Consider the following 14,358-nt stretch of genomic DNA (forward strand, 5'->3'; position numbering starts at 1 on the left):
TCTGTAAGGCTTTCCTGATTGTACCTGTGCTCCGTCGCAGCGGAGTGCGGCCGATGAACGTGCATTACAAACGGCGAAGGGACATCGATATTCTTCTCTGCTGCTTGTCCGTTTTGAGTCGAAGCGGTGACCACATAGTCTTCTTATTCGCCTCGATCAGCCGCCGAAAATCTTCACTATCACCCCAATCCCCCCACCATAAAAATCAAAGACTTACCCTCGCGGTGTAACATTCCATAATAGTAAACACCCCACCCGCAACCCCTTGCCAGACAAGCCCTCCAGCCACCCCTGCCCAAGGTTAATAGCCTATCGGGGGTTCGAATCCCCCTCTCTCCGCCACAGATAAACAAAGGGCTTCCCGAGTGGAAGCCCTTTGTGCGTTGGCGGCTCGGATGCCCGACGCCATGATTTAACGTGCGCCGGACAGCAACATCACCGTCATGGTGCGCGAACCGCGCCATCTTACTTGCCATTTGCTCCGCCGCGCAACGCATCCAGGAATGCCCGTGCTGCGACAGTCGTCTCGCGGTCCTTTCGGGTAATGAGTCGGAACTCGGCGTGGTGGGTAAGGTGATCCGGGCGTAATGACCGCATCAGGTCTTGCCGGATCCAATGCTGCGCGTAGTGCGTGGGCAGGTAGCCGACAAACTTGCCCGAAAGAATGAGCGTGGCGACGGCCTCCATGTGAAAAACACTCGCGCCGACCTTGATGTTTGTCAGGATGCCGAACTCTTTCGTCTCCCGTAAATATCCCCGCGCGACATAGTCGAGACCACTCAGGCTCTGCATGTCAACGTCATCGGGCGCCAGTGCAAAGAGCGGATGCCCCGCGCCGCAATAAAGCTGAATTTCCTCTCGATACAGCGGCTCATAGATCAGGCCCGGTTGCGTATCTCGAAACGGTCCGATGCCGAGATGAAGCTTTCTCTCCAGCACTCCGACCTCGATCTCCCTGGGAGATTTGATCTCCAATCGGATCTCGAGATCGCGACTCTGTTCCTTGAGCACGCCGATAGCACGGGCAATGCGCGAATGCGTGTCGGTAATCGTGTTGTCCACGACACCGATCGCCAACTCGCCGCTGATCTGGCCGCGTATTCCCCCAATATCCGTGCGGAACACCTCGACAGAATCGAGCAGCCGCTCTGCCGCGCGATAAAGTGAGTGCCCTTCGTCCGTCAGCCGAAACCCACGACGGCCTCGCTCACACAGTCGGATGCCGAGACGAGCTTCAAGGTCGGCCATATGCGTACTGATGGTCGACAGGTTCATGTTCAGCGCAGACTCCGCCGCCGAGAAGCCGCCGCAGTCCGACACTGTTTTGAATATACGTAGCAGACGCAGATCGAAGTCAGTTACTTTGATCATGACAATGGACTCATGGGCCAGGCAAACGAGGGATCGGCACGCAAGGGTGTCGGTAATGCTTCGGAAAATACCAAACTAAAGTTCGAACAATCGTGATTCCATGGGGCGTGCGCAACGGACACACTCGCTTCACGCATCGCTCGATGCCGCTTACCAGTGCGCGTCGGGCGATCATGTCCGAGACACCCCTTGCCACCCAGGAATTGTCGATGAGAGAAAATAAATTCGCACCCATTACCGGTACCGTCATGCCTCGGTTCTCGGGATTGGCAACACTCATGCGGTTGCCTTACGTCGGCCTTGACGACGAACGCATTCGCGCCGTGGACGTCGGCTTGATCGGTGTGCCTTGGGACGGTGGCACCACCAATCGACCAGGGGCACGCCATGGGCCGCGCCAAGTGCGCGATCTTTCGACGATGGTGCGCAATGTCAATCGCGCGAGCGGCATCAACCCCTTCGAGCTTTGCAATTGTGCCGATCTGGGCGACACCCCGGTGAACCCGGTCGATCTCATGGATTCTCTTGGGCGTATTGCGGCGTTTTACGATGAGGTCTGCAATGCCGGCATCGCGCCGCTGTCCGTCGGCGGCGATCATCTGGTGACGCTGCCGATCTTGCGCGCCGTGGCCAAGCACCGGCCTGTGGGCATGGTGCACTTCGATGCGCATACCGACACGTGGAATCGATATTTCGGCGATAACGCCTACACCCACGGCACGCCGTTTCGGCGCGCCATCGAGGAGGGCTTGCTCGATCCCAAGCGCACGGTACAAATCGGCATTCGGGGCGCGTTGTACAACGACAGCGAGAACGACTGGGGTGAGCGACAGGGCATTCGCGTGATTGATATCGACGAATGCCGCGCGTTGGGTGTCGAGGGTGTCATCGCCGAAGCACGGCGAGTCGTCGGCGACGGTGCAACCTACGTCACTTTTGACGTCGACGCCCTGGATCCGGTGTACGCCCCAGGCACCGGAACGCCGGAAATTGGCGGCCTGACGACCCTCGACGCGCAGCGCATGATACGCGGGCTCCAAGGATTGAACCTGATCGGCGGAGACGTCGTGGAAGTCTCTCCGCCATTCGACCCGAGCGGCAATACGGCGCTGGTGGGGGCGACGCTGATGTTCGAGATTCTCTGTGTGCTCGCGGACAGTATTCGCGGCCGAAAATCACTTTGACCACAGTGGCGGGCGTGGAGGCGGGGCGAGCACGATGCTCGCCAGTCCGGTCCAGCGACGCCGAATTGGGAGAGACGGCATGAAATACCTGACAAAAATCGTCGGTTCGTTCGTATGCGGTGTGTTTCTGATGGCATGCGGTGTCGCATTGGCCCCGGCCCGCGCAGCCGAGAAGGTCGTCAACGTAGCGTATCAGACGACCTACAGCCCCTGGATTGCCGCGATGGTGAATGGCGCGTTTGAAAAGGCGACCGGCTACCAGATTCACTGGAAGAAGTTCGATTCCGGCGCGGCGGTGATGAGTGCAATGGCGTCCGGCAGCATCGACACCGGTGTGCTGGGATCGAGCCCGCTGGCGGCGGCGGCCAGCCGCGGAATGGACATTCAGTTGTTCTGGATTCTGGAGGACATCGCCAACGCCGAGGCGCTCATGGTGCGTAACGCGGCCAACATCCACTCGCCGAAGGATCTGGTGGGTAAAACCATCGCGGTACCGGTGGCCAGCACAAGCCATTACCAGTTGATGTACATGCTCGACAAATGGGGCATCACCCAGCAGGTGAAGCTGGTCAATATGACGCCGACGCAGGCCGCCGCCGCATGGGAGCGAGGCGACGTCGACGGTGCCTTCATCTGGGGGCCGGCGCTCGGCCGGATCCGGCCCACCGGAAAACCATTGATCACGGCCGGGCAGATTTGTGCGCTGGGCCGTTGCACGTTTGAGGGCATGGCCGTGACGAAGGCGTTTGGCGCCGGCAATCCTGAATTCATGGCCAAGTTCATTGCGGTGCTGAACGCGACGAATCGAGACTTCGTAGCGCACCCCGACGCATGGGGTGCCGGTTCGAAGAATATGGCGGCAGTGCTGCGCGGGCTCGGTGGCAATGCCAACGACGCGGCAGAGGAAATGGCACTGTACAAGTATCCGACGTTGGCCGAGCAGGTCTCATGTCAGTGGCTTGGGTGCGGGGAGAAGGGCGGTGCGGCACAAACGCTGAAGTCGACGGCCGAGTTTCTGCTCCAGCAGAAGAAGATCGATGTCGTGAAGTCCGACTATCGGGGTGCGGTGGCGGTCCGGTATCCCGAGGCGGCATCCGGCCTGATGCCGAAATGAACGATTAAGGCGTCGCAACGCGGCCCGGTGCGCTAATCGCCCACGACGTCGGGTTGCGCGCCGGAGCCTCCCGTCGCAAGCCATCACACACGCGAACAAGCGACGGCGGCGTGGCGCGATATACCGAATCGACTTGATTGCCGGTTCATGTCGGGGCGGCGTCGGGAACTGTGCAGACTGTCGACGGGGCGCCGCGTGTTCGCCAGAATCGCAAACTCACCGCTCGTATGGAAAAGTGCGGCGCTAAGGCGATGGCAGGATGCAATCTCTCACCACCACGGAGGTTGTCCATGAATCCTGTAGGCGCCGCAACGATCAGCATCGTACCGATGGTGCCCAGCACCGAGCATCGGCCTTTGGATCGCCCGAGTGAGCGCTTCATCGCAGATCTCCGGACCGTTGGACTCCAGGCGGCGGGAAGTCTCCGCTCGCCCATGGCGGTATTGGCGGTACGAACGCGTGACGACACCGTGCAACGCTCGCTGCCGCTTTTGTCCGTCAGTAACCTGGTGAACTTGCCAGAGCCGGAACCGGCCGTCGACTTCGCGTTTTTCCGCGAGCCTTTGAAGCAGAACGACACACTTCTAAGTCAATGGGGGAAGCGGCGAGCGCCGGTAGTCAATCCGAAGCATGGTGCCGATTCGTCGATGACGTCAGTACCCGCTTCTTTAAAGGCAGCCGGAAGCAACGCGTGATGGATGCCTTGATGTTATGCATCGACGTCTTGCCGCCAAATCGTAGAGCGGACGCGCTGGCATGTTTGCTCTCGGATGGCGAGGAGGGTATGGCCGCTGCGGAGGAATTCTGGGAATACATCGGGCTGGATCGAATCCCCGATGCGGACAAGGATCGGGTGCGTGAGTTGATTCGCCAGTATGAAATAGGCATGTAAGCCGCCGCCCCCCTTTGACGTGCCCGGTGGGAAGCGATACCCCCTCCGCGTTGCGCGGTTCGCTACCCGCCGGGCCCCAAAAAAGCGACCTATCCTTCTCCGGCGACAGATCAAGCCTTGCGCGAGTCGCTCTCGGCAGCTTCCTTCGTCGGTTGCGCCACTGGCCCGGGCAAGCCGGTGATCTTCGGCACGCATTCGCGATGGAACCAGACGAGATTGACCGGCTCGCCAGCGAGCAGGCGCTTGACCGGCGGCACAACCTGTTCGCCGATCAGCATGCCGAGCAATCCGATGAGCGCAACAGCCGGCGGTGCCGGGGAACGCACGCCGAGACCGCCGTAGATGATGCCGACGAGCACGCCGACGCCGAGCGATACGAGATATAGCTTCATGAGGATTCTCCGAACCGTCCGAACGATCAGAACGCCCAGCACGAGCAGCCGAGCGCACCCCAGAAGCCGCTTTCGTCAGACGCCGGCACACTGGACGACCACGCCCTCGCATGCGCATGACCGTGTACCCCGCACGACGTCGCGCATGCACAACTCACGCTCACGTTAAGCACTTGCGGCTGGCGAGGCGAGTAGCCCACGCCATGCCGTGCCGGCGACCAGTCCGGCATGGCGGGCGGGATTTCCGGGGCATAGCGGCCGAAGTCGCCGTCGCCATAGACGACCTTTCCACCCAGCAACGTGAGCACCGACGTAATGTCCTGGATCTCGTCTTCCGGCACGCTGAAATAGTCGTCGGAGAGCACCGCCAGATCGGCGAGTTGCCCGACCTTGATCTGCCCCTTCTTGCCGACCTCCGACGAGAACCACGCGTTGGCTTCCGTCCAAAGGCGCAGCGCGTCGTCGCGATCGAGCAGGTTGCCCGGCGCGGACAGACGCAGGCCACCCACGGTCTTGCCCGTCACGAGCCAGTAGAGCGAGACCCACGGGTTGTAGGAGGCGACCCGCGTCGCGTCCGTCCCCGCGCCGACCTTCACGCCGCGCTCCAACATGCGGCGGATCGGTGGTGTGGCTTCAGCCGCACGCGCGCCGTAGCGCTCCACGAAGTACTCGCCTTGATACGCCATCCGGTGCTGCACGGCAATGCCGCCGCCCAGGGCCGCGATGCGATCGATGTTGCGATCGCTGATGGTCTCGGCATGGTCGAAGAACCAATGCAGGCCGTCGAACGGCACATCCTTCGCGACCTTTTCATAGACGTCGAGCGCGCGGGAGATGGTCTCGTCGTAGGTCGCATGCAGACGCCACGGCCAGCGGTTCTCCGCAAGCAGCCGCACGACCGGTTCGAGATCGCCTTCCATCGATGGTGGCATCTCGGGCCGCTCGACGCGAAAGTCCTCGAAGTCGGCGGCCGTGTATACGAGCATCTCGCCCGCCCCGTTGTGACGATAGAGATCGTCGCCCTGGCCGGGACTGACTTGCTTGACCCACTGGCTGAAATCCGCGAGTTCGGCCTTGGGTTTCTGCGTGAACAGGTTATAGGCCAGGCGCACCGTGAGCAGCCCCTCGCGATGCAGCGATTCGATGATGTCGTAGTCCTCCGGGTAGTTCTGGAAGCCGCCGCCGGCATCGATCACCCCTGTCACGCCGAGTCGGTTGACCTCGCGCATGAAGTGGCGCGTCGAGTTCTTCTGATATTCGGGCGGTAGCTTCGGGCCTTTGGCGAGCGTGGCGTACAGAATCGTTGCATTCGGCTTGGCCAGCAGCAGCCCGGTCGGATTGCCCGACGCGTCGCGCACGATCTCGCCGCCCGGCGGGTTGGGCGTGTCCTTCGTATAGCCCACGGTGCGCAGGGCCGCGCCATTGAGAATCGCACGGTCATACAGATGCAGGATGAACACCGGCGTGTCGGGAGCAACGGCATTCAGTTCGTCGATCGTCGGCAGACGCTTCTCGGCGAACTGATGCTCGGTGAACCCACCCACCACCCGAACCCATTGCGGCGCAGGCGTACGGTCGACTTGCGCCTTCAACATGCGCATGGCGTCGGCCAGCGAGCGAACGCCGTCCCAGCGCAGTTCCATGTTGTAGTTGAGACCGCCCCGGATGATGTGCATGTGACTGTCGATCAGTCCCGGGATGACGCGGCGGCCCTTCAGGTCGATGACCTCGGTGCTGCTGCCGGCCAGACGCATCACGTCGTTGCGTGTGCCCACGGCAGTGAACTTCCCGCCGGTGAGCGCCACGGCATCCGCCTGCGGATTGGCGCGATCGAGCGTGGCGAACTTGCCGTTGATGAGAATCAGATCGGGGGTGGGGGCGGACATGGCGTCCCTCCTGTCAGCGAGCGGGCACGGCCGGGATGGCGTCGTGCGGCGTTGCGGTGCGCTGCGCCGCCTTGTGGACCATCGTGTAGGCGTAGTCGACGCCCATGCCGTAGGCGCCCGAATGCTCCTTGACGAGCTTCATCACGGCATCGTACGAGTCGCGATGCGCCCAATCTCGTTGCCATTCGAGCAGCACCTGCTGCCACGTCACAGGCACGACACCCGCCTGCACCATGCGCTGCATCGCATAGTCGTGAGCTTCCTTCGAGGTGCCGCCCGACGCATCGGCAACCATATAGATCTCGTAGCCCCCTTCAAGCATCGCGCACAGCGCGAATGTGGTGTTGCAGACTTCGGTCCACAGGCCAGAGACGATGACCTTCTTGCGACCGTTGGCGGCGAGAGCGTCGCGCACCTTTTGGTCATCCCACGAGTTCATCGAGGTGCGTTCCAGCAACTTCTGGTTCGGGAAGACGTCGAGCAGTTCCGGATAGGTAAAGCCCGAGAACGATTCAGTTTCCACGGTCGTGATCGTTGTCGGAATATTGAAGATACGCGCGGCTTTGGCCAGACCGACCGCGTTGTTCTTGAGTGCTTGACGATCCATCGACTGAACGCCGAAGGCCATCTGCGGTTGATGATCGATGAAGATGAGCTGGCTGTTTTGCGGCGTGAGAACTTCGAGCTTGGGATTCGACATGAGGGGCTCCGGTGGTAATGCGGACATGGGGCGTGATGCCACGGCGGCAGATCTTCCGAAAGCCTATGCCGTTCATGTTGCGCGGACTATCGTCTCTTCGTATTAGCGCCCGTCATCCCTTGCCTGACGCAGTCCGTCCGACGCTGTTTGCCGAAAATAGCGCGGACGTTCGTGCTTTTCTATGGCGTCGAACGTTATGTCCCGCGGCTATCGTATACTCGTGCGCACTGAATCATGACACTGCCTATCCGCATGAACGGGCTTTCGGATAACGATACCGCGACCGTCTACGTCGTCGACAACGAACCGGCGAGCAGAGACACGCTTTGCGCGCAACTCTTCGCCGCCGGCCTATGTGCGCGCGGCTTTGCGTGTGGGGCATCGTTTCTTGCGAGCGAACGTGCTGCCGGGCCTGCGTGCCTTGTGGTCGACATGGATTTCGATGCGGTCGGGAGCGGGTTGGCGTTGCAGCGCGCTCTTGTCGCGATGCGCGATCCGATCCCGGTGGTCTTCATCGCCGATGACGCGGATGTGACGACGAGCGTCCAGGGCATGAAGGCGGGGGCGGTCGACTTTCTCACCAAGCCGTTTGGGGCAGGCGTGTTGCTTGATGCTGTGGGCGTCGCGCTCGCGCAGGATCGTCTGCGCCTCGCACGCGAGAAAGTGAGCACGACCGTCGCCGACCGGGCGCAGCGGCTCTCGCCGCGCGAGCGTGAGGTGATGGCGTTGGTCGCGGCGGGCCGCATGAACAAACATATTGCGGACGAGTTGGGCATCAGCGAAGTCACCGTCAAGATTCATCGCGGCAATGCCATGCGCAAAATGGAAGCCCGCTCCTTTGCGGATCTCGTCATCATGGCGCACAAGCTAGGCATGACGTCCCCCGCGCTTTATCACGGCGGTATTGGCCGAAATCGCCGAGAGACGGCGTAATCGACGGCGCGCGCTTCGCGCACCTTCATCTCTTGTTGCCGCCGTCTCCGGACGCATCGATGCGAGACACATCGATTCCTGGCGTGCCAACGCCCGACAGATCGACGGTTCGACGGCTCGACGCCCAACTGCGCGACCGGGGCGTCGTATGCGCTTGGCGCATCGTCGTTTGCCGGAGATCTATCCCGCCATCTCCAGCGGCTACGCGACCAGCCGATCTATATATAGAGAGATGGCATGGGACGACGTTGCTCTACGCGGCTGCGGATCACTTGTAGACCGTTCTGGCGTGCAAGTATTTTCCGTTGGTGAGGCCGTGTCGAGCACCGAACAAGCCGCCAAACGGCGGGGAAGTGTCGCCGCGTTCAAAAAAGTTTCACAAAAGGCTTGCGCGGTTCGTCGAAGGTGTCTAATATTCCGTCTCTCGCAACGACGGCGACGCAGCGCAAGCGGCGAAGCGGTGGAGGCGACGGGCTGGAAAGCCCGGTGGTTGGTGGTTTTGGAGCTTGTGAGTCGCTACGGCGGCGAGCGAAGAAGGCGAAAAAAACTGTTGACGACGACGAGAAGCTGCGACATAATCTTGCTTCTCTGCTGCAGATGCAGCGACGCGGAAAACGAAGCGACGGCGCGGTAAGTGTGCGACGAAGCGAAGTTCGATGCGATTGATCTTTAAAAACTAGACAACCGATAAGTGTGGGCACTCGATGAATGGTGCGTCTGCTTCGGCAGATAAGCTTTAAATTTATTGAGGCTCACATAAGTAATAGGTAAGTTAAGTAATTAACTTGTCAGCATACTTTGAGAGCGACCGGTTCGAGTGATTTGTCACGAAAAACCGAAAACAGTAACAGGTTTAAACTGAAGAGTTTGATCCTGGCTCAGATTGAACGCTGGCGGCATGCCTTACACATGCAAGTCGAACGGCAGCACGGGTGCTTGCACCTGGTGGCGAGTGGCGAACGGGTGAGTAATACATCGGAATGTACCTTGTAGTGGGGATAGCTCGGCGAAAGCCGGATTAATACCGCATACGCTCTGAGGAGGAAAGCGGGGGACCTTCGGGCCTCGCGCTACAAGAGCAGCCGATGTCAGATTAGCTAGTTGGTGGGGTAAAAGCTCACCAAGGCGACGATCTGTAGCTGGTCTGAGAGGACGACCAGCCACACTGGGACTGAGACACGGCCCAGACTCCTACGGGAGGCAGCAGTGGGGAATTTTGGACAATGGGCGAAAGCCTGATCCAGCAATGCCGCGTGTGTGAAGAAGGCCTTCGGGTTGTAAAGCACTTTTGTCCGGAAAGAAATCCTCTGGGTTAATACCTCGGGGGATGACGGTACCGGAAGAATAAGCACCGGCTAACTACGTGCCAGCAGCCGCGGTAATACGTAGGGTGCAAGCGTTAATCGGAATTACTGGGCGTAAAGCGTGCGCAGGCGGTTTTGTAAGACGGATGTGAAATCCCCGGGCTTAACCTGGGAACTGCATTCGTGACTGCAAGGCTAGAGTATGGCAGAGGGGGTAGAATTCCACGTGTAGCAGTGAAATGCGTAGAGATGTGGAGGAATACCGATGGCGAAGGCAGCCCCCTGGGCCAATACTGACGCTCATGCACGAAAGCGTGGGGAGCAAACAGGATTAGATACCCTGGTAGTCCACGCCCTAAACGATGTCAACTAGTTGTTGGGGATTCATTTCCTTAGTAACGAAGCTAACGCGTGAAGTTGACCGCCTGGGGAGTACGGTCGCAAGATTAAAACTCAAAGGAATTGACGGGGACCCGCACAAGCGGTGGATGATGTGGATTAATTCGATGCAACGCGAAAAACCTTACCTACCCTTGACATGTACGGAATCCTGCTGAGAGGTGGGAGTGCTCGAAAGAGAACCGTAACACAGGTGCTGCATGGCTGTCGTCAGCTCGTGTCGTGAGATGTTGGGTTAAGTCCCGCAACGAGCGCAACCCTTGTCCTTAGTTGCTACGCAAGAGCACTCTAGGGAGACTGCCGGTGACAAACCGGAGGAAGGTGGGGATGACGTCAAGTCCTCATGGCCCTTATGGGTAGGGCTTCACACGTCATACAATGGTCGGTACAGAGGGCTGCCAAACCGCGAGGTGGAGCTAACCCCAGAAAACCGATCGTAGTCCGGATCGCAGTCTGCAACTCGACTGCGTGAAGCTGGAATCGCTAGTAATCGCGGATCAGCATGTCGCGGTGAATACGTTCCCGGGTCTTGTACACACCGCCCGTCACACCATGGGAGTGGGTTTTGCCAGAAGTAGGTAGCCTAACCGTAAGGAGGGCGCTTACCACGGCAGGATTCATGACTGGGGTGAAGTCGTAACAAGGTAGCCGTAGGGGAACCTGCGGCTGGATCACCTCCTTTCTAGAGCATGCACTGGAAGTTGAGTGTTCACGCTTATCGGTTGTTTGACTGCGTAGATCTAAGTCGGGTCTGTAGCTCAGGTGGTTAGAGCACCGTCTTGATAAGGCGGGGGTCGAAGGTTCAAGTCCTTCCAGACCCACCAAGCTTAACCACCGCTTGACCAAGTCAGACGGTAAATGGCTTGATTTGGGGGCATAGCTCAGCTGGGAGAGCACCTGCTTTGCAAGCAGGGGGTCGTCGGTTCGATCCCGTCTGCCTCCACCAATTCCTTAGATCGTACATCGATGTCAGTCAAAAGCTTTTACGTCTGCGGTAAATCCCCAAGAATGTGAATGTTTTTGAATGACAGCAATGTCATGCAGTATTTGTTCTTTAACAATTTGGAAGAAGTAGTAGTACAACGGAAGCGCGTTAGAGATGGCGCGTGGAAATTGTACGGGTTGTGATTGTATCAACTAGTATTTAAGTGATCGAAAGATGACTTGGAATACGGCACAACGCGAAAACTCAACCTATAACGGGGAGACATTCTCGTTATAGGGTCAAGCGAATAAGTGCATGTGGTGGATGCCTTGGCGATTACAGGCGATGAAGGACGCGATAGCCTGCGAAAAGTTGTGGGGAGCTGGCAAATAAGCTTTGATCCACAAATGTCCGAATGGGGAAACCCGGCCCTCTGGGTCATCCTAGACTGAATACATAGGTCTAGTGAAGCGAACGCGGCGAACTGAAACATCTAAGTAGCTGCAGGAAAAGAAATCAACCGAGATTCCCAAAGTAGTGGCGAGCGAAATGGGACCAGCCTTCAAGATTTAGCACCGGTGTTATCAAAACGGAATGGAAAGTCCGGCCATAGTGGGTGATAGCCCCGTATGAGAAAACCCTGGTGTGGAACTAAGCTTGAGAAAAGTAGGGCGGGACACGTGAAATCCTGTCTGAAGATGGGGGGACCATCCTCCAAGGCTAAATACTCGTAATCGACCGATAGTGAACCAGTACCGTGAGGGAAAGGCGAAAAGAACCCCGGGAGGGGAGTGAAATAGATCCTGAAACCGCATGCATACAAACAGTAGGAGCCTCGCAAGGGGTGACTGCGTACCTTTTGTATAATGGGTCAGCGACTTACATTCAGTGGCAAGCTTAACCGAATAGGGAAGGCGTAGCGAAAGCGAGTCCGAATAGGGCGTTCAGTCGCTGGGTGTAGACCCGAAACCAAGTGATCTATCCATGGCCAGGTTGAAGGTGCGGTAACACGTACTGGAGGACCGAACCCACTAATGTTGAAAAATTAGGGGATGAGCTGTGGATAGGGGTGAAAGGCTAAACAAACTTGGAAATAGCTGGTTCTCTCCGAAAACTATTTAGGTAGTGCCTCGTGTATCACCTTCGGGGTAGAGCACTGTCATGGTTGAAGGGTCCATTGCGGATTACTTCGCCATAGCAAACTCCGAATACCGAAGAGTGCAATCACGGGAGACAGACATCGGGTGCTAACGTCCGGTGTCAAGAGGGAAACAACCCAGACCGCCAGCTAAGGTCCCTAAATATTGCTAAGTGGGAAACGAAGTGGGAAGGCTAAAACAGTCAGGAGGTTGGCTTAGAAGCAGCCACCCTTTAAAGAAAGCGTAATAGCTCACTGATCGAGTCGTCCTGCGCGGAAGATGTAACGGGGCTAAGCAATATACCGAAGCTGCGGATGCGAGCTTGCTCGCATGGTAGGAGAGCGTTCTGTAAGCCTGTGAAGGTGTCTTGTGAAGGATGCTGGAGGTATCAGAAGTGCGAATGCTGACATGAGTAGCGATAAAGGGGGTGAAAGGCCCCCTCGCCGTAAGCCCAAGGTTTCCTACGCAACGTTCATCGGCGTAGGGTGAGTCGGCCCCTAAGGCGAGGCAGAGATGCGTAGCTGATGGGAAGCAGGTTAATATTCCTGCACCGTCGTATGATGCGATGGGGGGACGGATCGCGGAAGGTTGTCCGGGTGTTGGAAGTCCCGGTCCCTGCAGTGGAGAAGGCGCTTAGGCAAATCCGGGCGCGTAATTCAAGGCTGTGGGGCGAGTACCTTCGGGTACGAAGCAATTGGAAGTGGTTCCAAGAAAAGCCTCTAAGCTTCAGTCATACGAGACCGTACCGCAAACCGACACAGGTGGGCGAGATGAGTATTCTAAGGCGCTTGAGAGAACTCGGGAGAAGGAACTCGGCAAATTGGTACCGTAACTTCGGGATAAGGTACGCCCTTGTAGCTTGACTGGCCTGCGCCAGGAGGGTGAAAGGGTTGCAATAAACTGGTGGCTGCGACTGTTTAATAAAAACACAGCACTCTGCAAACACGAAAGTGGACGTATAGGGTGTGACGCCTGCCCGGTGCCGGAAGATTAAATGATGGGGTGCAAGCTCTTGATTGAAGTCCCGGTAAACGGCGGCCGTAACTATAACGGTCCTAAGGTAGCGAAATTCCTTGTCGGGTAAGTTCCGACCTGCACGAATGGCGTAACGATGGCCACACTGTCTCCTCCCGAGACTCAGCGAAGTTGAAGTGTTTGTGATGATGCAATCTACCCGCGGCTAGACGGAAAGACCCCATGAACCTTTACTGTAGCTTTGCATTGGACTTTGAACCGGTCTGTGTAGGATAGGTGGGAGGCTTTGAAGCAGGAACGCTAGTTTCTGTGGAGCCGTCCTTGAAATACCACCCTGGTTTGTTTGAGGTTCTAACCTAGGTCCGTAATCCGGATCGGGGACAGTGCATGGTAGGCAGTTTGACTGGGGCGGTCTCCTCCCAAAGTGTAACGGAGGAGTACGAAGGTACGCTAGGTACGGTCGGAAATCGTGCTGATAGTGCAATGGCAAAAGCGTGCTTAACTGCGAGACTGACAAGTCGAGCAGGTGCGAAAGCAGGTCATAGTGATCCGGTGGTTCTGTATGGAAGGGCCATCGCTCAACGGATAAAAGGTACTCTGGGGATAACAGGCTGATACCGCCCAAGAGTTCATATCGACGGCGGTGTTTGGCACCTCGATGTCGGCTCATCTCATCCTGGGGCTGTAGCCGGTCCCAAGGGTATGGCTGTTCGCCATTTAAAGAGGTACGTGAGCTGGGTTTAAAACGTCGTGAGACAGTTTGGTCCCTATCTGCCGTGGGCGTTGGAAGTTTGAAGGGGGCTGCTCCTAGTACGAGAGGACCGGAGTGGACGAACCTCTGGTGTACCGGTTGTCACGCCAGTGGCATCGCCGGGTAGCTATGTTCGGAAGAGATAACCGCTGAAAGCATCTAAGCGGGAAACTCGCCTTAAGATGAGACTTCCCTGGGAACTCGATTCCCCTTAAGGGTCGTTCAAGACCAGGACGTTGATAGGTCAGGTGTGGAAGCGCAGTAATGCGTTAAGCTAACTGATACTAATTGCCCGTGAGGCTTGATCCTATAACCAGTGTGTTTTCCTGGTGTGAGTGTCGTGCAATGTGCCGATACAACTCACAACCCAACCAATGTAGTACTACGCTTCTT

At 57.9% G+C, this 14,358-nt stretch carries 9 protein-coding genes, 2 tRNA genes and 2 rRNA genes; 9 read left to right on the plus strand and 4 right to left on the minus strand.

Annotation, left to right across the window (positions count from 1 at the left end; translation table 11 throughout):
* Nucleotides 1-465: 465 nt before the first annotated feature.
* Complete coding sequence (locus DRB87_RS04520; RefSeq protein ID WP_130025028.1) at nucleotides 466-1,371, minus strand: LysR family transcriptional regulator; 906 nt, start codon at nucleotides 1,369-1,371, stop codon at nucleotides 466-468.
* Nucleotides 1,372-1,580: 209 nt separating this feature from the next.
* Here DRB87_RS04520 and speB point away from each other — a divergent pair, with 209 nt between their 5' ends.
* From speB to DRB87_RS04540, 4 genes are all read left to right on the plus strand, one after another.
* Nucleotides 1,581-2,555 carry an agmatinase gene (speB, locus tag DRB87_RS04525; RefSeq protein WP_130025029.1) on the plus strand — a complete coding sequence of 325 codons (975 nt, stop codon included), beginning with the start codon at nucleotides 1,581-1,583 and terminating at the stop codon, nucleotides 2,553-2,555.
* A gap of 79 nt (nucleotides 2,556-2,634) precedes the next feature.
* The gene (gene tauA / locus DRB87_RS04530; protein WP_130025030.1) at nucleotides 2,635-3,669 is read left to right on the plus strand and encodes a taurine ABC transporter substrate-binding protein; all 1,035 of its coding nucleotides are present in this window, start codon (nucleotides 2,635-2,637) and stop codon (nucleotides 3,667-3,669) included.
* 290 nt (nucleotides 3,670-3,959) lie between these two features.
* Complete coding sequence (locus DRB87_RS04535; RefSeq protein WP_130025031.1) at nucleotides 3,960-4,364, plus strand: hypothetical protein; 405 nt, start codon at nucleotides 3,960-3,962, stop codon at nucleotides 4,362-4,364.
* Entirely contained in the window at nucleotides 4,361-4,561 is a 201-nt protein-coding gene (locus DRB87_RS04540; RefSeq protein ID WP_130025032.1) for a hypothetical protein, read from the plus strand. Before DRB87_RS04535 ends, DRB87_RS04540 begins: the two co-directional genes overlap by 4 nt.
* A gap of 110 nt (nucleotides 4,562-4,671) precedes the next feature.
* Here DRB87_RS04540 and DRB87_RS04545 read toward each other — a convergent pair whose 3' ends face one another.
* Genes DRB87_RS04545 through DRB87_RS04555 form a run of 3 tightly spaced genes read right to left on the minus strand, consistent with a single transcriptional unit; the run spans nucleotide 4,672 to nucleotide 7,539 of the window.
* Complete coding sequence (locus DRB87_RS04545; RefSeq protein ID WP_017231632.1) at nucleotides 4,672-4,953, minus strand: XapX domain-containing protein; 282 nt, start codon at nucleotides 4,951-4,953, stop codon at nucleotides 4,672-4,674.
* Nucleotides 4,954-4,979: 26 nt separating this feature from the next.
* Nucleotides 4,980-6,839 carry an amidohydrolase gene (locus DRB87_RS04550; RefSeq protein ID WP_130025033.1) on the minus strand — a complete coding sequence of 620 codons (1,860 nt, stop codon included), beginning with the start codon at nucleotides 6,837-6,839 and terminating at the stop codon, nucleotides 4,980-4,982.
* A 13-nt stretch (nucleotides 6,840-6,852) separates the two neighbouring features.
* A complete protein-coding gene (locus tag DRB87_RS04555) occupies nucleotides 6,853-7,539 on the minus strand; it encodes a hydrolase (protein WP_017231634.1) in 687 nt (228 codons plus the stop codon).
* Nucleotides 7,540-7,773: 234 nt separating this feature from the next.
* Here DRB87_RS04555 and DRB87_RS04560 point away from each other — a divergent pair, with 234 nt between their 5' ends.
* The 5 genes from DRB87_RS04560 to DRB87_RS04580 all read left to right on the plus strand — a co-directional run bounded on the left by DRB87_RS04560 (nucleotide 7,774) and on the right by DRB87_RS04580 (nucleotide 14,274).
* Nucleotides 7,774-8,472 (plus strand): response regulator transcription factor, encoded by a 699-nt coding sequence (locus tag DRB87_RS04560; protein WP_206100069.1) that lies wholly within the window; start codon nucleotides 7,774-7,776, stop codon nucleotides 8,470-8,472.
* An 855-nt stretch (nucleotides 8,473-9,327) separates the two neighbouring features.
* Nucleotides 9,328-10,857, plus strand: a 16S ribosomal RNA gene (locus DRB87_RS04565).
* Between the two features lie 65 nt (nucleotides 10,858-10,922).
* Nucleotides 10,923-10,999, plus strand: a tRNA-Ile gene (locus DRB87_RS04570).
* 46 nt (nucleotides 11,000-11,045) lie between these two features.
* Nucleotides 11,046-11,121 (plus strand) — tRNA-Ala (locus DRB87_RS04575).
* 276 nt (nucleotides 11,122-11,397) lie between these two features.
* Nucleotides 11,398-14,274: ribosomal RNA gene (locus DRB87_RS04580) — 23S ribosomal RNA — on the plus strand.
* The 16S and 23S rRNA genes sit together here with 2 tRNA genes alongside, the layout of an rRNA operon.
* The last annotated feature ends 84 nt before the right edge of the window (nucleotides 14,275-14,358 follow it).

Origin of the sequence: Pandoraea sp. XY-2, assembly GCF_004193915.1 — a bacterium.
Lineage (GTDB): Bacteria > Pseudomonadota > Gammaproteobacteria > Burkholderiales > Burkholderiaceae > Pandoraea > Pandoraea cepalis.